The following is a 17910-nucleotide window of genomic DNA, read 5'->3' as shown; positions in this document are numbered from 1 at the left end:
GCCGCGCTTGACTTTTCCCTCGCGGCAATTTTCCGCTATGCTTGCCGCTTCGTCTGCTTCGACACTGCTGCTGAGATGCCCAATTCAGCAGACCCCCGTTTTGTCCCCTGTTTGATTGAGGCCCAGCGATGCGCAAGATGGTTTTGTTGATGTTGTCGGCCGCGGCGCTGACATTGGCCGGCTGCAATGGACAGTCGCCAGCGGCATCCCCCGATGCCACCACCCCGGCCGGTACCAACACGGCGCCGGCGGCCGGTTCCACCGCGCCGATACCGAGCCAGGTCGAGGGCACCGTCAATCTGCAGAACCCCGCCAGCTTGTCCGACCAGGCCAAGCTGGAGATCAGCCTGCTTGACGTCACTGCTGGCGCCACCTCGGCCGGGCAGGCCGTTGCCACCAAGAACGTCAGCCCCGCAACCCAGTTCCCGGTGGACTTCCAACTGACGTTCGACCCGGCCCAGATCAAGCCTGCCGACCTGTACGTGGTCCGCGCGGAGCTCGTGGATGGCGATCGCCACTACACCATGCCGATCCAGGCGCCGGTGCTGACCAATGGTAGCCCTGCCAAGGTATCGATCGAGCTGGTTGCCCAGCAGACTCCGGGCGAGCTGTTGCTGGCCAAGTTCAACACCGAGAAGGCCGACATCGGTGCAATGAAGATCACCAACGGCACGAAGCTCGAGAAGACCGATTCGCGCAGCTGGCAGGTATTCCGCCAGGCCGGCGAGATCAGGATGATCCGTGAGCTCGTGGACTACAACGAGAAGAGCTTCACCGACAGCTATTACGCCTACCAGGATGGCAAGCCCTGGGCTGCGGTGCAGGAGACCAAGGCCTCGCGCGACGGCAAGGCAACCTCGACCGACCGTGCGGGTTGGGACGAGAGCGACGCGCTGGTGCTCAAGCAACACGAGGCGGGCGGCAAGATCACCGAACTGGGTGCCAAGGATGCGCAGGACCTGAAGGACCAGGCCGTGGCCATCCTGTCAGCGGCCACCAACGGCAAGAACAAGTAATCGGAAGAGCTGGCCGCTTCCGCGCCTCCAAAGCCGCCTGCGATTGCAGGCGGCTCTTTTGTGCGGCCCGATATGGCGCAGCAAAGGAAAACCCGCCTTGCGGCGGGTTTTGAGTACCTCACTGGATCCCTGCGTTCGCAGGGATGACGTCCTGGCAAAGGCGCTCGCGCTACGCGCGGGCGCGCCAGGACGTCACTTGATCTTGCCTTCCTTGTAGATGACGTGCTTGCGTACCACCGGATCGTATTTCTTGAACTCGAATTTTTCCGGCGTGTTCTTCTTGTTCTTGCGCGTGGTGTAGAAATGGCCGGTGCCGGCCGAGGAGTTCAGGCGGATTTTGTCTTGTGATTTGCTGGCCATGATTTACCCTCAGACCTTGTTGCCGCGGGCGCGCATCTCGGCGATCACCGCTTCGATGCCATTCTTGTCGATCGTGCGCAGCGCATGGTTGGAAACGCGCAGCTTGATCCAGCGCTTCTCGCTGGGCACCCAGAAGCGTCGCTCATGCAGGTTTGGCAACCAGCGCCGACGGGTATGGTTGTTGGCGTGCGAAACGTTGTTGCCGCTTTGCACACCCTTTCCGGTGACTTGACACACGCGGGCCATGACTTTGCCTCCGTTGAATGGCTCAAGCAGGCCGCAGCCTGATGGAACCTGGTTCGTCGCCCGTTGGCCAGGGCAACATCGGCCCAGCGTCGGACCCGCCTTGGCGGGCCGCATGCGCTGCTGGAGAGGTACAGCGGGCGCTTGATCGTGAGGTCCGCAGTGCACGACGGACTGCCGGTGTCACCCGGTCGATGGCGCAAGTCAGCTATTCTCGCAGGAAATCAGTGTGCTGCGCAATCGTAGTGTTCCTCCAGACGTGCGTCGGCCCTGGAAGTGTGGAACAATCGTCCCCTTTTGACGACGCCCGCGAGGGATACCCGATGGCAGAAGTGACGCCCGCCGACCAGTCCAACGGACAGTTCCAGGGCCAACAGTTGGTGGTGCAGAAGATCTATGTGAAGGACGTTTCGTTCGAAGTCCCCAATGCGCCGCACGTATTCCAGGAAATCGGCAGTGAGGAGCAGCCGCAGGTCCAGCTCAACCTGGCGCAGAAGGCCACGGCAATGGGCAACGACCTGTATGAAGTCGTGCTCAGCCTGACCCTCACCTGCACGGTGGGTCAGCGCACCGCCTACCTGGCCGAGGTGCAGCAGGCCGGCCTGTTCGGCATTGCGGGTTTCGCCGATTCCGATCGCGAGAACATCGTCGGCAGCTATTGCCCGAACCTGCTGTTTCCGTATGCCCGCCAGCTGATTTCCGCGCTGGTGCTGGAAGGCGGCTTCCCGCCCTTCCTGTTGCAGCCGATCAATTTCGACGCTTTGTATGCCGAGCAGCAGCGCCGCCGGCAGGCAGGCGACGACGTGCCGCCGCCTGTACTGAACAGCTGATACGAGTCATGGCGGCACAGCCGATCGTAGCCGTCCTTGGCAGCGGCTCCTGGGGCACGGCGCTGGCCGCGTTGCTGGTGCGCAACGGCATCCCGGCCCGCTTATGGGGGCGCGATGCGCGTGTGCTGGCGGACATCGCCGCCGCGCATCGCAACCAGCGCTACCTGCCGGACGTGGAGTTGCCAGAGGCCCTGCTCTGTACCGGCGACCTGGCCGTGGCGCTGCGCGGCGCCACGATCGCGCTGATCGTGGTACCCAGCCATGCCTTCGCCGCCGTGCTGGCGGCCATGGCCCCGGTGCTGGAGGAGCGCACCGCGGTGGCTTGGGCGACCAAGGGTTTCGAGCCCGGCACCGGGCGTTTCTTGCATGAGCTGGTCGCGGCACAGTTTCCTGGCCGGCGCGCCGCGGTGGTCACTGGCCCCTCGTTTGCGCGGGAAGTGGCGGCCGGCTTGCCCAGTGCCGTGACCGTGCATTCGGACGATGCCGGCTTTGCCGAACACCTGGCCGGCTTGCTGCATGCGCCGAACCTGCGCGCTTATTCCGGAGCCGACGTGCTGGGCGCCGAACTGGGCGGGGCGATGAAGAATGTGTTGGCAGTCGCCACCGGCATTGCCGACGGGATGCAACTGGGATTGAACGCGCGCGCCGGCCTGATCACCCGCGGCATGAACGAGATGCTGCGCCTGGGCATGGCCCTGGGCGCGCAGCCGGAAACCCTGATCGGCCTGTCTGGCCTGGGCGACCTGGTGCTGACCTGCACCGGCGACCTGTCGCGCAACCGCCGTCTCGGGCTGGCCCTGGGCCGGGGTGTGTCCATGGACGAAGCGCTGCGCGAGATTGGCCAAGTCGTGGAAGGCGTGCTCACCACCAACGAGGTCGTGCGCCTGGCCTCGCGGCACGGCCTGGACTTGCCGATCAGTGCCGCCGTGCATGCGGTGCTGCACGGCGCCGCCACTCCAATCGATGCGCTGCATACCTTGATGGCGCGCGAGCGCAAGGCCGAGTATCCACAAGGCCTGTTTTGCCGGCATTGAGCGCTTCGTGTCGCGTGAAGGTGGCGGTGCCGTGGAACATGTTGTCGGCGACGGTTGCCATCATCGAGGCGGCGCGCTGCTAAGCTCAGGCATTTGACTGCGGCCAATCGCGTGTCAATGCATCCAGCGGCGGACGGAAAACCAGACTTCGCGGCCAATCCGGCGCCCGGGCCAGGCGATGAGCGCATGGCTCCGGAGTGGCGTCGACTGCTTGCGCCGGTCGCCGCCGCAGATGCATTGGGTGGCGAACTTGGCTTCTTCGTCGAAATCGTGGCTGCGGACGGAGGCAATTTTGCCCACGTCGATATGGCACCAGTGTGGCTGACGCTGGATGAGCACGGCCACCATGTGCGCGCGCTGGCGCTGGACAGCCGACGTTTGTTGCATACGCCGCTGCGGGCGCGCGAGCAGCGGCTTGCCGCGACCGTGTTGGGCTTGCCGCAAAGCGCGCGCAAGGAGCGCAGCTATGCCCGCTTGCGCGGGCGCGTCGGCGATGCGCTGCTGGGCGAAGTGCTGGACGCGACGCCTTGCTTCCTCGGTGGGCTCGGCGGTTTGCGCCTGGCCCACGGCGGCAACCAGCGGCTCGAGTGGTACTGGCGCATGGAGCCCGACGGCACGCAGCGCCTGTTGCCGGTGCTGCCGGCGAACCAGCGCCTGCTGTGGATCGACGCACTGTGGTACCTCGACGCCGAGCGGGCCACGCTCGGCATGCTTGAAGGCGCAGTGGAGGAATCCCGCTGGCTGGAGTTGCCGCCATTGCGCCACGAGTTTGGCAAGCGCATGCGCAGCCGCCTGTCCGACAGTCCGGTGGGCAAGCGCGTGCCGCCCCCGCAGGTCTTTGCCGAGGTGCAGCACGCCGATTTTGCGCCGCAACCGGTGCTGATCCTGCATGCGCTGACCCGCCATCCGCGGCTGGCCGCCGGGACTCCGCCACTTGGCTATGGCCGGCTCGCATTTGATTACGCCGGCGAGCGCCTGCCAAGCCGTGGCGGCGAGCCGCGGGTACGCCGCGTGCGCGGTGGACAGCTGGTGGAGATCGTGCGCCGCCGCGCCGACGAGCTGGTGGCCATGGAGCAGCTCGAGCGCATCGGCCTGAGCACCGGCGTGGATACCGATGGCCTGCCGTGGGATGTCGCCGACATCCTGCCCGACGACGCGTGGCTGTTTGCGGGTGCCGGCCCCACCGGCGCGCTCGAGGTCAATACGCCCTCCCGGTGGCTGGCCTTGCGTGCGCGCCTGGAAGAGGAGGGCTTCCACGTCGAATATGCGCCGAGTTTTCCCTTCGAGGTGCTCGATGGACCGGTGCGCTGGTACGGCAGTGCGGTCGACGACTGTGACGACCATGCTTTCGACCTGGAGATTGGGATCGAAGTCGGTGGGGTGCGCCACAACCTGCTGCCGGCCGTGGCGCAGGCGCTGGCCGAGCAACAGCTGAGCCTGCAGCCGGCAGCCAACGAGCCGGCCGATGCGGTGTGGTATGCGCCGCTGGATGCGCGGCGCCGGGTGCCAGTATCGGTCGATGAGCTGCGCAGCCTGCTGGCACCGCTGATCGAATATCTGGAAACGCCGCGCCAGAAGCTGCATCTGCCGCGGGTCCAGGCTGGCCGCCTGGACGAGCTGGCCGCAGCCTTGCCAGCCGACAGCGTGCTCGAAGCGCCCAAGCAACTGCGCGGTTTCACCGCCAAGCTGCGCGACGTTGCAGCCCGGGCCAGCGACGTGGTGCCACCCGGGCTGCAGGGCGAATTGCGGCCTTACCAGCGCGAAGGCCTGCGCTGGCTCAATGCCCTAGCCGAAGCCGATGTCGGCGGCGTGCTTGCCGACGACATGGGCCTGGGCAAGACCTTGCAGTTGTTGACCCACCTGCTGGCCTTGAAACACGCCGGCGCGTTGGAATTGCCGGCCCTGGTGGTGGTGCCGACCAGCCTGATCCCGAACTGGCAGGCCGAGGCCGCGCGCTTTGCGCCTACGCTGCGGGTACTGGTAGTGCATGGCCCGCAACGCGCTGACGCCTTTGCGCAAATGGCCGGCGCCGACATCGTGCTGACGACCTACGCGCTGGTGCCGCGCGATGCCGCGCTGCTGCGCAAGCAGTGCTTTTCCGTGATCGTGCTGGACGAGGCGCAGCAGGTGAAAAACCCGCGCACCCTGGCGCGGCGCGCGCTGCTCGGCCTGTGCACGCGCCGTTACCTGTGCCTCACCGGCACTCCGCTGGAAAACCATCTGGGCGAGCTCTGGGCGCAGATGGACCTGGCGGTGCCCGGCCTGCTGGGCGACGAGGCCTTGTTTCGCCGCCATTATCGCCAGCCGATCGAGAAGCAGCACGACGAGGCCTGCCTGCAGCGGCTGAACCAGCGCATCGCGCCGTTCATCCTGCGCCGCACCAAGTCTCAGGTGGCCACCGAGCTGCCGCCGAAGACCGAGATCACACGCCGCGTCGCCTTGCTCGGTCGGCAGCGCGAGCTGTATGACGGCTTGCGCCTCGCCCTGGCCGACGAACTGCGCGAGATCATCGCCGAACGCGGCATGGCCCACTCCGGCATCGTGGTGCTGGATGCCCTGCTCAAGCTGCGCCAGGTCTGCTGCGACCCGCGCCTGGTCAAGCTCGAGGCGGCGCGTGGGGTACGCGAGTCGGCCAAGCTCGAGTTGCTGATGGAGATGCTGCCGGCCCTGCTCGATGAGGGGCGTCGGGTCCTGTTGTTTTCACAGTTCACCAGCATGCTCAAGCTGCTGGCCGCCGAGCTCGACCGTCGGCGTATCCGCTACGTCACCCTGACCGGCGAAACCCGCGACCGCGGCGATCCGGTGCAGCGTTTCCAGTCCGGCAAGGTGCCGCTGTTCCTGCTCTCGCTGAAGGCCGGCGGCGTGGGCTTGAACCTCACTGCCGCCGACACCGTGATCCACTACGACCCTTGGTGGAATCCGGCCGCCGAGGACCAGGCCAGCGACCGCGCGCACCGCATTGGCCAGGACAAGCCGGTGTTTGTGTTCCGGCTGATTACCGTGGGCACCGTCGAGGAGCGCATCGAGGAGATGAAATCGCGCAAGGCCGAGCTGGCTGCCGCGGTGCTCGATGGCGGCGGCAGCCGCAGCCGGTTCAGCTTCGATGAGGCCGATCTGGCGCGGCTGTTGGCACCGCCGGAGTAGGAGGATTTGCTCCCACAGAAAGTGGATCCCTGCCTTCATCGGCCAGGGGCATCTTCCTGTCGGACGATCGCGGCGACGCCGAGCAGGCCGGGCTCGGCCGCGGTGATGGCGGCGATCGGTACCTTGCGCACGGCCTCGGCGAAGCGTCCTTTGGCTTCGAAGCGGGCGACGAAACTGCCGCGTTGCAGCCAGGGCAACAACACCGGCAGCAGGCCGCCAGTGAGGTACACGCCATCCCACGCGCCAAGCGCGAGCACCAGATCTCCGGCCACGCTGCCGAAGATGCCGACCATGGTTTCCACGGCGCGTACGCAGTACGGGTCGCTGCCGGCATTGGCGCGCGCCGTGACGTCTTCTGGTCGCAGCGGCTCGGCGGCCTGCCCGGCGATGGCACACAGCGTCGTGTACAGATTGACCAGCCCGCTGCCGCACAGCACGCGTTCGTTCGAAATGCGGCCGTAGCGGCTGGCCAGGCGCTGCAGCAGTTCGATTTCCGTGTCTGTCTGCGGCGCGAAGCCGCTGTGGCCGCCTTCGGTTTCCAGCGCCTCCGGGTGGCCCTCGCGTACCAACAAGGCACCGATGCCGAGGCCCGTCCCGGGACCGATGACGGCAAAGGTCTGCGTGCCGTGCGTGGCGGGTGCTGGCAGCGGGTGGCCACCAAGCGCGAGCAGATCGTCCCTGGCGAGCAGGATGGGCGCCATGGACTGGGCGGCGAAATCGTTGACCAGGCGTACCGACTGCAAGGCAAGCTCGCGTTCCAGCACGTGCGCGTCGATGGTCCACGCATGGTTCGTGATCTTGACCGTTTGCTCCGCGCTGACCCGGCCTGCCGCGGCGACCAACATGCGTTGCGGCTGTGCGACGCTGTCGCCGAGGTATCGTCGGGTGGCTGCTTCCAGCGAGGGGAAATCATCGACGCGATAGCGCCGCAGGGTGCCGGGCCGGAGCGGCGCGCTCCGGGTCGGGTCGCACGAGGCGAAACGTACGTTGGTGCCGCCCAGATCGACCAGCAAGGTGCTTGCGCAGGCCTGGTCGCCGGGGGTGGGAGTAGTGGTCGACATATCCCTAGAGTGCCGCTTTGCCCGGCGGCCGTCCATCCTGGGAGCTTGGGGTGCGCAGTACAATCACACCGTATTCCTCATCGAAGTACGGCGCACCCCATGAGCTTCCCCCATACGCGCATGCGGCGCATGCGGCACGACGCCTTTTCCCGCGCCCTGATGCGCGAGCACAGTTTGCTGCCCAGCGACCTGATCATGGTCGCCTTCGTCATCGAGGGCGAGGCGCGCCGCGAGCCCGTGCCCTCCATGCCCGGCGTGGATCGCGTGTCCATCGACGAGTTGCTGAAGCTCGCCGGTGAATGCGTGCGCCTGGACGTGCCGGCGCTGGCCTTGTTTCCCTCGCCGTCGGCCGAGGTGAAGACGCTGGACGCGTGCGAGGCGTGGAACCCCGACAACCTCATGCATCGCGCGACCCGTGCGCTGAAGGCACGCTATCCGGAACTTGGCCTGATCGGCGACGTGGCACTCGACCCGTACACCACGCATGGCCAGGATGGATTGATTGACGCCGATGGCTACGTGATGAACGAGCCGACGGTGGAAGCGCTGGTGAAGATGTCGCTGGCCCAGGCCGCGGCCGGCATGGATTTCGTCGCCCCTTCGGACATGATGGACGGCCGCATCGGCACGATCCGCAGCGCACTGGAGGCGGCCGGCCACATCCACACCCGCATCCTGGCCTATTCGGCGAAGTACGCCTCCGCGTTCTATGGCCCGTTCCGCGACGCCGTGGGCTCGGCAGCCAGCCTCGGCAAGGCCGACAAGCACACCTACCAGATGGATGTCGCCAACAGCGACGAGGCTTTGCGCGAGATCGCGCTCGACCTGGACGAGGGTGCCGACGTCGTGATGGTCAAGCCTGGCCTGCCATATCTGGATATCGTGCGCCGGGTCAAGGACCGCTTTGGCGCGCCGACCTTCGTCTACCAGGTCAGCGGCGAGTACGCGATGCTCAAGGCCGCCGCGCAGAACGGCTGGCTGGACGAGCGCGCGGTGGTGCTGGAGGCGCTGACCAGCATCAAGCGCGCCGGCGCCGACGCGATCCTTACCTATTTCGCGCTGGACGCGGCGCGCTGGCTGCGCGGCGGGTGATTGGCGGTCGCCTCACACCTCGCCTGTAGTTTTTTCCGGGAGGCCTGCATGAAAGCCGTCGGCTTCATCCGTCCCTTGCCGATCGACCAGGCCGGGTCCCTGGTGGACCTCGACTTGCCGGTGCCGGTACCGGGCGCGCACGACCTGCTGGTCGAGGTGAAGGCGGTATCGGTCAACCCGGTGGACACGAAGGTGCGCTGCAGCGCCACGCCGCCGCCGGATGCGCCGCGCGTGCTGGGTTGGGACGCCGCCGGCGTGGTACGGGAGGTGGGCGCCAAGGTCTGCCGTTTCCAGCCTGGCGATCGGGTGTGGTACGCCGGTGAGCTGATGCGCCAAGGCAGCAACGCCGAGTTCCAGGCGGTGGATGAACGCCTCGTAGGACCGATGCCGAAGTCGCTCGACTTTGCGCAGTCCGCGGCGCTGCCCTTGACGGGCCTCACCGCGTGGGAGCTGTTATTTGATCGGCTGGCGGTGCAGCGGGCCGATCCTTGTGCGGACAATCGGTTGCTGGTGATTGGCGCGGGCGGTGGGGTCGGCTCGATCCTCCTGCAACTTGCCCGCGCGCTGACCGGCCTGACTGTGATCGCCACGGCCTCGCGGGCGGAAAGCCGCGCCTGGGTGCGTTCCATGGGCGCCCAACAGGTGATTGACCATGGCCAGCCATGGCGCCCGCAGCTTGCGGCGCTGGGCATCGGGGACGTCACCCACGTGGTTGGCCTCAACCACACCGGCAGTCACCTCACGCAGATCCTGGACGTGCTGCGGGCCGAGGGACAGCTCGCGCTCATTGACGATCCCGGCGCGCTCGACATCGCGCCGTTCAAGCGCAAGTCGCTGTCGGTGCATTGGGAATACATGTTCACGCGCTCGATGTATGCCACCGCCGCCCGGGAGCGCCAGCATGAAATCCTCCGCCGCCTGGCGGCGCTGGTGGACGCGGGCGTCGTCCGCACCACGCTCACGGAGCGCATCGAAGGGATCAATGCCGCTACTCTCCGCCAGGCCCACGTCCGGATCGAGCAGGGCCACGTCTTGGGGAAAATCGTGCTCGAAGCCCGCGCCCAGGCTCCTGCCGCTCAGTAGGCGAACTCCGTAAAGACCGGATCCACGCTGCCGTGCCAAGGGCCGTGGAACAGCTCGAGCTTCTGTTCGGCCGGGGTCTGGTTGGCCTCGACGATTTTCTGCAGCGGGTCGAGGAAGATGGCCTCGTCGTTGCCCAGGGCATTGAGCCGGGCGCGCCGGCGCAGGCCGTGCTTGGCGATTTCCAGCGCCTGCGCGGCCAGCTCGCGCACGCTCGCCTTGCGGAACGGCAGCTTGAGCGCGTGCCTGGGTACGCCATCGCGCAAGGCGTGGCGCTCGTCGCGCGTGAAGTCCTTGACCAGGTCCCAGGCAGCGTCCAGCGCCTCGTCGTCGTAGAGCAGGCCGACCCAGAACGCGGGCAGCGCACACAGGCGGTTCCACGGCCCGCCATCGGCGCCGCGCATCTCCAGGTACTGCTTGAGCCGCACTTCGGGAAACGCGGTGGTGAGATGGTCGGCAAAGTCGGTCATGTTGGCGCGGATGCCGGGCAGCATCGGCAGTTCACCGGCCATGAAGCGCTTGAAGTCCTGGCCGGCCAGGTCGACGTAGCGGCCATGCTGCAGGCTGAAGTACATCGGCACGTCGAGCAGGTAGTCGACATAACGCTCATAGCCGAAGCCGTCCTCGAAGACGAAGTCAAGCATGCCGGTGCGCGCCGCGTCGGTGTCGGTCCAGATATGCGAGCGGTAGGACTGATAGCCGTTTGGACGTCCCTCGGTGAACGGCGAGTCGGCAAACAGCGCGGTCGCCACCGGCTGCAAGGCCAGGCCGACGCGGAACTTCTTGATCATGTCCGCCTGGCTCCCGAAGTCCAGGTTGACCTGCACCGTGCAGGTGCGCGTCATCATGTCCAGGCCGAGCGAGCCGACCTTGGGCATGTAGTCGCGCATGATCTGGTAGCGTCCCTTGGGCATCCACGGCATGTCATCGCGGCGCCACTTGGGCTGGAAACCCATGCCCAGGAAGCCAATGCCGTGCGACTCGGCCACCGAGCGCACCTCCTTCAGATGTCCGTTCACCTCGGCACAGGTCTGGTGCACGTTTTCCAGCGGCGCCCCGGAGAGTTCGAGCTGGCCGGCGGGTTCCAGGGTGATCGCGGCCTTGTCCCGGGACAGCGCGACGGGATTTTCGCCTTCGCGCGCCACATCCCAGCCGTAGCGCGTGGCCAGGGTTTCCAGCAGCAGCTTGATGCCACGCTCGCCCTCGAAGGTTGGCGGGCGGAGCGTATCGGTGAGGAAGCCGAACTTTTCGTGCTCGGTGCCGATGCGCCAGGCCTCGCGCGGCTTTTCGCCGGCAGCCAGGTAGTCCGCCAACTGCTGGCGGCCTCCGCTGATCGGGGTGTGTTTGACCGCACTGGGTATCGACACGCCATCACCTCACTGTGTGCCGACACTATGGGGACGCCATGCAGCCACGAAAAGGCCCCCGCGCGGCATTGAAACCAGCCCTGTCGTGGACGGTACCGGCGGGCCAGGCAATCGACTGCGTGGCTTGGTCCCGTGCCGTCCTCAGCGCTTCATGGCATTGAAGAATTCTTCGTTGGACTTGGTGTTCTTCATCTTGTCGAGCATGAATTCCATGGCCGCCAGCTCGTCCATCGGGTGCAGCAGCTTGCGCAGGATCCAGATCTTGGCCAGCAGATCGGGCTCGATCAACAAATCCTCGCGTCGCGTACCAGAACGGTTGATGTCGATCGCGGGAAAGACGCGCTTCTCGGAGATGCGGCGGGAAAGATGCACTTCCATGTTGCCGGTGCCCTTGAACTCCTCGTAGATGATGTCATCCATCTTCGAGCCGGTCTCGGTCAACGCGGTGGCGATGATGGTCAGGCTGCCGCCTTCCTCGGCATTGCGTGCCGCGCCGAAGAACCGCTTCGGGCGTTGCAGCGCGTTCGCGTCGACGCCGCCAGTCAGCACCTTGCCCGAGCTCGGTACCACGGTGTTGTAGGCGCGCGCCAGGCGGGTGATGGAGTCGAGCAGGATGACCACGTCGCGCTTGTGCTCGACCAGGCGCTTGGCGCGCTCGATCACCATTTCCGCCACCTGCACATGCCGCACCGGCGGCTCGTCGAACGTGGAGCTGATCACCTCGGCGCGCACCGAGCGGGAAATCTCGGTGACTTCCTCCGGGCGCTCGTCGATCAGCAGGATCATCAAGTGCGTATCGGGATCGTTGTGGGTGATCGCCTGGGCGATGTTCTGCAGCATCATCGTCTTGCCGGATTTCGGCTGCGACACGATCAAGCCACGCTGGCCGCGCCCGATGGGCGCAATCAGGTCGAGGATGCGGCCGGTGATGTCCTCGCTGGAGCCGTTGCCGCGCTCCAGGTGGAACATCTTGCGCGGGAACAGCGGCGTCAGGTTCTCGAACAGCATCTTGTTCTTCGACGTCTCCGGCGGGTCGCCGTTGATCGTCTCCAGGCGCAGCATGGCGAAGTAGCGTTCGCCTTCCTTCGGGTGCCGCACGCGGCCGGTGATGTAGTCGCCCGTGCGCAGGTTGAAGCGCCGGATCTGGCTGGGCGAGACGTAGATGTCGTCGGGGCCGGCCAGGTAGGACTCGTCGGCCGAACGCAGGAAACCGAAGCCATCCTGCAGGATTTCCAGCGCGCCTTCGGCCCAGATGCCGCCGCCGGAGCGGGCGTGTGCCTTCAATACGTTGAAGATCACATCCTGGCGGCGTGCGCGGGAGACGCCTTCGGAAACGCCGACGGACTCGGCGAACTCGAGCAGTTGCACGGCGTTCTTGCGCTTGAGCTCGGTGAGGTTGATGACGCGGTCGTTGCTGCCCGGGTCGGCATTGTCGTCGTCGACCGGCAGCCCGCTCGGATTGTTGTGCCGCGGGTTGTTGCCGTGTTGGCGCTGCTGGCCGTTGCCGCCGCGTTCGTTGCGCCGGCGCCGGCCGCGGCCCTCGCGCGGGTTGTTGCCGCCTTGCCGGCCAGTGTTCGGGTTGGGCCCTTCGGCTTGCATCCCGGCCCGCTCCGGCTCCGCATTGGCCGCGGCATCGGTGCTGCCGCGCGGCGTGGCGTTCGCATGCGGTTGCGGGCTCGTGGCGGGTGCCGCATCGGCGCCCTGGCCGGAGGACCAGGACGGCTCGGCGTTCGTGCTGGGGTACCTGGGCTCGGCGCTTTGTGGACGCTGTTCACCGCCATTGGCGGGTTGCGGCGGTACGGAAGATTCCGCGCGTACGGGGGCCTGGACATGGCCTGCCGACACTGCCGGCGCCGCCGCGGCAGGCGTTGCCGGCGTTGGGGTTGGCGCGTGGTCGGCTGCTGCCGTCGTGTCCTGCGTCTTGGGCGCTGCCTTGGCTGCCGTGCTGCGGCGCGGAGCGCGCGCACGTGGCGATTTGCTTTTGGCAGCGCTCGGGCTATCGCCCTCGGGATCGGGGGTATGGTTGTCAGTATCAGACACGGGCAGTCCTGGCGAGGGCCGTTGTGGTGCGGGGGGAGGAAGTGTGTCGCGCGGGGCGCGCGGCGGGATCGAAAGTCCCGACAGACGGGATGAATCTAGCACCCGCCGCACACAGCCGTAAAGGGCGCGGCGGGTGCCGGCAGCTCCGGCAGGGAGCGGATCAGATGGCGTGGTCGATCATTTGCGTGAGCTGGCGCTTGCCGACGGCGCCGATCTGCGTGCCCTCGACCTTGCCGTCCTTGAACAGCATCAACGTGGGGATGCCGCGGACGTTGTAGGTGCGCGGGGTCTGCTGGTTCTCGTCGATGTTCACCTTGACCACGCGCAGGCGCCCGGCGTACTCGGTGGCCACCTCATCGAGCATGGGCGCGATGGATTTGCAGGGGCCACACCATTCAGCCCAGAAGTCGAGCAGGACTGGGGTTTCCGATTTCAACACCTCCTGCTCGAAGGCGGCATCGCTTACGTGGGTAATCAGGTCGTTCACTGGAACCTCCATGCTGCGACGGATGCCGCATTTCGAAAAATACCCGGATCACCCACACGTGGGGCATATTGGCCTGCATTGCAAGCTGGGAGCGTGGGCGGCAGAAGCATCCGGGCTGCAAGGCCCTCCGCGCGGCCCGGTTTCCGCCGCTGCTTGACCCCTAGAAACCACCATGGGCCGGCGCAGCGTCGAAAAAACGGTCCTCGCGCATGGGACTTTTCGCCTCGAACGTTTCCACCGCCCATGCTCCCGGGGCGACTGCCTGGCGGTGATCGGCTACACTCAACCGTCCACGATGCACGGATCGGGCCCGGTAGCGTGTGCAAGGGCCCCATTCCAGCGCAACTGCGGGCGTGATTCAAGGGTGGCGATTTCGCCATCCGACCAGCCAGCCTACGCCGCCAAGCCAAGCGGCGAGCCGTGCTGCCAAGCCGGCCTGTCCGCGCGGCCCGCCATGTTTCCCGTCTTGCTGTCCCGTGGCTCCTCCGGGGGCCGCCTGCTGCAAGGCGTCACGCTGTCGTCCAGCGAGGTTATCCGCTACATGTCCCAAACCGTTCTTACCGATACGCTTTTTTCCTCCTTCCCATTGCACCCCCTCCTGCAACAGGGCATTGCCGACAGCGGTTTCGCGCAGTGCACGCCGATCCAGGACCTGGCCTTGCCCATTGCCTTGTCCGGGCGCGACGTCGCTGGCCAGGCCCAGACGGGCACCGGCAAGACGGCGGCCTTTCTGGTCGCGGTCATGAACCGACTGCTCACCACGACCGCCGTCCCCGAGCGCAAGGACAGCGACCCGCGTGCCCTGATCATCGCCCCCACGCGGGAACTCGCGATCCAGATCGAGAAGGACGCCCTGGCCATTGGCCGCCATACCGGGCTGCGCATGGCCCTGATCTATGGCGGCGTCGACTACGAGCGCCAGCGCCAGGAACTGCGTGACGGCTGCGACATCATCATCGCCACGCCCGGGCGACTGCTCGACTACTACAAGCAGCACGTGTTCGGGCTCAACGGCATCGAGGTGATGGTGATCGACGAGGCCGACCGCATGTTCGACCTCGGCTTCATCAAGGACGTGCGCTACCTGTTCCACCGTCTACCGGCGCGCGAGCGGCGCCAGGTGCTGCTGTTCTCGGCGACGCTGAGCTATCGGGTGCTGGAGCTGGCCTACGAGCACATGCGCGATCCGGCCAAGGTCGTGGTGGAGAGCGAACACGTCACCGCCGACCAGGTGCGTCAGCTGGTGTATTTCCCGGCGCGCGAGGAAAAGCTGCCGCTGCTGTTGAACCTGATGGACAAGCTCAAGCCGGCGCGCAGCATCGTCTTCGTCAACACCAAGGTGGCGGCCGAACAGGTCACCGAGCGCCTGCGGCGGCATGGTTGCCGGGTGGGCGCGGTCTCCGGTGACGTGCCGCAACTCAAGCGGCAGAAATTGCTGCAGCGCTTCAAGGCGGGGCAACTGGACATCCTGGTTGCCACCGACGTGGCGGCGCGCGGCCTGCACATACCGGGCGTCACCCACGTGTTCAACTTCGACCTGCCGCATGAGGCCGAAGACTACGTGCACCGCATTGGGCGCACCGCGCGTCTCGGCGAAGAGGGCGATGCAATCAGCTTTGCCTGCGACCGCTATGCCATCGCGCTGCCGGACATCGAGGCCTATATCGGCCAGAGCATCCCGGTTGCGCACCTAGATCCGGAGCTGCTGGTGATGCCCAAGCCGCGCGCGCCGGATCCCGAATACGTGGCCAATGTGGCGGCTGACAGTGCCTCGTTTGGCGACGTCGTGCAGCCGCATGCCGGACAGCCTCCACACCGGAGTGCGGCGGGTGGCGCGCGCCGGGGGCCGCAGTCGCGTCCCAGCGCCGACCAGGTGGCTGGCGCCAGGCCCGCGCGCAGGCGCGGTCGTGGTGCGGCGGAGCCTGCCGAGCCAGGTAGTGTGCCGGCCCAGGCCGAGGTGGCTGCTGGCGCGCCCGCCGCGAGCCCCTCGGTCGCGGCTGACGCGCCGGCCCGCAAGCCGCGTCGCCACCGCGGCGGCCGCGGACGGCGGCGACCTGTGGAAGAAGGGCAGTCGATGGCGACACCGGCCGGCGACGACAAGGCCGCGGCAGCCGATGGAGGTGCACGCGGCAGCCGGCGGGCGCCGCGGCCGCGCGGCGAGTCTGCGCCGGTGCCGTCCAGCCATCGGCCTTCGCGCCAGGTGGTCGTGACCGAAGGTGCCGGCGGCACGTATCGGGGCAAGAAGCCGGGATTGTTCCGGCGCCTGACCCGCTTGTTTACTCGACATTGAGGGGAGGTGCGCAGTGCGCCCACCCGCGTGCCGGCGCCACAGCTTCAACCCGCTTTGCGGCGGCGGCGCAGTCCGATGCGGCTTTGGCTTATCCTCTGCGCCAGCGCAATCGCCACGGACCTTGAGCCATCGCGATGATTCACTTCGATCGGGTCAGCAAGCGTTATGCCGGGGGCCGCGAGGCGCTGTCCCAACTGTCGTTTGATGTGGCGGCGGGGGAAATGGCCTTCGTCACCGGCCATTCCGGGGCCGGCAAGAGCACCTTGCTCAAATTGCTTGGCGCCATCGAGCGTCCTTCGGGCGGCAACATCATGCTCGGCGGCAAGAACCTCACCCGCCTGCGCCGGCGCGATGTACCCGGCCTGCGGCGCGACATTGGGATGGTGTTCCAGGATCATCGGCTGCTGCTGGAGCGCACGGTGTACGCCAATGTCGAGCTGCCGCTGCTGATTGGGGGCGTTGCCGTGCGCGAACGCCGGCTGCAGGTGCGCCGGGCGCTGGAGAAGGTTGGCCTGCTCGCCTGCGAGCACCAATTGCCGGACAACCTGTCGGCCGGCGAACAGCAGCGCGTGGGCATTGCCCGCGCCATCGTCGCCCAGCCGAGCCTGTTGATTGCCGACGAGCCGACCGGCAACCTCGATCCCCAGCTTGCCGTGGACATCATGGGCTTGTTCGTCGAGGTGCAGACGGCCGGCACCACCGTGTTGATTGCGAGCCACGACCTGCCGCTGATCAAACGCATGAAGAAGCGCGTCATCGTGCTCGATCATGGCCATCTCGTGGCCGACCTCGCTGCCCGGGAGATCCTGTGAGCGCGCCCGAGGGGGAGGTCGCGCCGGCGCCGGCGGCTACGCCGGGTGCCGGCAAGCCACGGCGTCGTCGGCGCCTGGCTGGCTGGTGGGAACATCATCGCTGGAGCGCGTTCACCAGCCTGGGCCGCCTGGCCTCGCGGCCGCTGGGCAGTCTGCTGACCATTGCGGTGATGGGTCTGGCGCTGGCCCTGCCGCTGACCTTCTTCCTGCTGCTGGGTAACGTGCAACGACTGGGGGCGACCCTGGGGCAGACCCAGGCGGTCAACGTGTTCCTGGCCAGCGGCCAGTCCGCGGTGCAGGCGCAGGCGCTGGCCAGCCAGATTGGCACGCTGTCCGGAGTGGCCACGGTGCGCATCAAGACCCCGCAGCAGGGGTTGCGGGAGCTGGCCACCATGCAGGGGTTTTCGAGCGCGCTGGAGCTGCTGGACAACAACCCGTTGCCCTATGTGCTGCAGGTGCTGCCGGGGCCGCAGCAGGACGCGCCAGCGGTTGCACACTTGGTCGGCGAGCTGCGCAGCCTGGCCGGCGTGGCCATGGTGCAGGATGCCGGCGCCTGGCGACAGCGCCTGGACGCCTTGCTCGCGATCGGCAACCGCGCGGTCCTGGTGCTGGCCTCGTTGCTGGCGCTCGCGGCCTTGCTGGTGGTTGGCAACACCGTGCGCGTGGACATCGCCAGCCGCAGCCCGGAGATTGCGGTGCTGGTCCTGCTTGGCGCCAGTCCACGCTTCGTGCGCCGACCCTACATCTATGCCGGGATCTGGTATGGCTTGCTGGGAGGTGCTTTGGCGGCGCTGCTGGCTGCCGCCGTGGAATGGGCGCTACTGGGACCGGCCCGCCAGTTGAATCATGCCTATGCCGGCAAGCTCACGCTCGCCGGCCTGCCGCTGTGGCTGTTGCTGGGCATGCCGCTGGCCACCGCGGTGCTGGGTTGGCTGGCTGCGCGGCTGGTGAGCGGCCGGCAGCTGCGACACCTGCCATGAGCCACGGAGTGCATGCCGCATACCGTGATCGTTGTCACATTGACGGCTGGTGACGTCAGGGCATGATGGCTCCA

The 17910-nt window shown here is 67.0% G+C and carries 15 protein-coding genes; 9 read left to right on the top strand and 6 right to left on the bottom strand.

Translation table 11 applies throughout. The annotated features are described in order from the left end of the window. Positions 1–128 precede the first annotated feature (128 nt). The gene (locus tag AC3WJB_RS01420) at positions 129–1016 is read left to right on the top strand and encodes a YbaY family lipoprotein (RefSeq protein WP_492677975.1); all 888 of its coding nucleotides are present in this window, start codon (positions 129–131) and stop codon (positions 1014–1016) included. 192 nt (positions 1017–1208) lie between these two features. Here AC3WJB_RS01420 and rpmG read toward each other — a convergent pair whose 3' ends face one another. Both rpmG and rpmB read right to left on the bottom strand, forming a co-directional pair. Beyond that, complete coding sequence (rpmG, locus tag AC3WJB_RS01415; RefSeq protein WP_492677973.1) at positions 1209–1376, bottom strand: 50S ribosomal protein L33; 168 nt, start codon at positions 1374–1376, stop codon at positions 1209–1211. 9 nt (positions 1377–1385) lie between these two features. Beyond that, positions 1386–1622: a 50S ribosomal protein L28 gene (gene rpmB / locus AC3WJB_RS01410; RefSeq protein WP_492677971.1), complete on the bottom strand. Its 237-nt coding sequence runs from the start codon at positions 1620–1622 to the stop codon at positions 1386–1388. A gap of 320 nt (positions 1623–1942) precedes the next feature. Between rpmB and secB the strand changes: the two genes are divergently transcribed. The 3 genes from secB (at position 1943) to AC3WJB_RS01395 (ending at position 6627) form a co-directional block, all read left to right on the top strand. Then, on the top strand, positions 1943–2449 hold the full coding sequence (secB, locus tag AC3WJB_RS01405) for a protein-export chaperone SecB (RefSeq protein WP_492677969.1): 507 nt from the start codon (positions 1943–1945) through the stop codon (positions 2447–2449). Between the two features lie 8 nt (positions 2450–2457). After that, positions 2458–3483, top strand: a complete 1026-nt coding sequence (locus AC3WJB_RS01400; protein ID WP_492677967.1) for an NAD(P)H-dependent glycerol-3-phosphate dehydrogenase — start codon at positions 2458–2460, stop codon at positions 3481–3483. Between the two features lie 186 nt (positions 3484–3669). Further along, positions 3670–6627 (top strand): DEAD/DEAH box helicase, encoded by a 2958-nt coding sequence (locus AC3WJB_RS01395; RefSeq protein ID WP_492677965.1) that lies wholly within the window; start codon positions 3670–3672, stop codon positions 6625–6627. Between the two features lie 35 nt (positions 6628–6662). Here the strand turns inward: AC3WJB_RS01395 and glk are convergent, their stop codons facing one another. Then, positions 6663–7688 (bottom strand): glucokinase, encoded by a 1026-nt coding sequence (gene glk, locus AC3WJB_RS01390; protein ID WP_492677963.1) that lies wholly within the window; start codon positions 7686–7688, stop codon positions 6663–6665. Positions 7689–7787: 99 nt separating this feature from the next. Between glk and hemB the strand changes: the two genes are divergently transcribed. Together hemB and AC3WJB_RS01380 are read left to right on the top strand one after the other, a co-directional pair. Next, a complete protein-coding gene (gene hemB / locus AC3WJB_RS01385; RefSeq protein ID WP_492677961.1) occupies positions 7788–8780 on the top strand; it encodes a porphobilinogen synthase in 993 nt (330 codons plus the stop codon). A 48-nt stretch (positions 8781–8828) separates the two neighbouring features. Further along, positions 8829–9863 (top strand): zinc-binding alcohol dehydrogenase family protein, encoded by a 1035-nt coding sequence (locus AC3WJB_RS01380; protein WP_492677959.1) that lies wholly within the window; start codon positions 8829–8831, stop codon positions 9861–9863. Here AC3WJB_RS01380 and AC3WJB_RS01375 read toward each other — a convergent pair. The 3 genes from AC3WJB_RS01375 to trxA all read right to left on the bottom strand — a co-directional run bounded on the left by AC3WJB_RS01375 (position 9857) and on the right by trxA (position 13754). Continuing rightward, entirely contained in the window at positions 9857–11227 is a 1371-nt protein-coding gene (locus AC3WJB_RS01375; protein ID WP_492677957.1) for a glutamate--cysteine ligase, read from the bottom strand. The genes AC3WJB_RS01380 and AC3WJB_RS01375 overlap by 7 nt on opposite strands. Positions 11228–11368: 141 nt before the next feature. Further along, complete coding sequence (gene rho / locus AC3WJB_RS01370) at positions 11369–13267, bottom strand: transcription termination factor Rho (RefSeq protein WP_492677955.1); 1899 nt, start codon at positions 13265–13267, stop codon at positions 11369–11371. 160 nt (positions 13268–13427) lie between these two features. Further along, on the bottom strand, positions 13428–13754 hold the full coding sequence (trxA, locus tag AC3WJB_RS01365) for a thioredoxin (protein WP_492677953.1): 327 nt from the start codon (positions 13752–13754) through the stop codon (positions 13428–13430). Positions 13755–14295: 541 nt separating this feature from the next. Between trxA and AC3WJB_RS01360 the strand changes: the two genes are divergently transcribed. From AC3WJB_RS01360 to ftsX, 3 genes are all read left to right on the top strand, one after another. Next, complete coding sequence (locus tag AC3WJB_RS01360; RefSeq protein WP_492677951.1) at positions 14296–16044, top strand: DEAD/DEAH box helicase; 1749 nt, start codon at positions 14296–14298, stop codon at positions 16042–16044. A 128-nt stretch (positions 16045–16172) separates the two neighbouring features. After that, a complete protein-coding gene (gene ftsE, locus AC3WJB_RS01355) occupies positions 16173–16856 on the top strand; it encodes a cell division ATP-binding protein FtsE (RefSeq protein WP_492683024.1) in 684 nt (227 codons plus the stop codon). Beyond that, positions 16853–17836 (top strand): permease-like cell division protein FtsX, encoded by a 984-nt coding sequence (gene ftsX, locus AC3WJB_RS01350; RefSeq protein ID WP_492677950.1) that lies wholly within the window; start codon positions 16853–16855, stop codon positions 17834–17836. Before ftsE ends, ftsX begins: the two co-directional genes overlap by 4 nt. Positions 17837–17910 lie beyond the last annotated feature (74 nt).

Source organism: Rhodanobacter sp. FW510-R10, from assembly GCF_058781105.1.
This window is presented reverse-complemented; position numbering and strand designations above follow the sequence as displayed.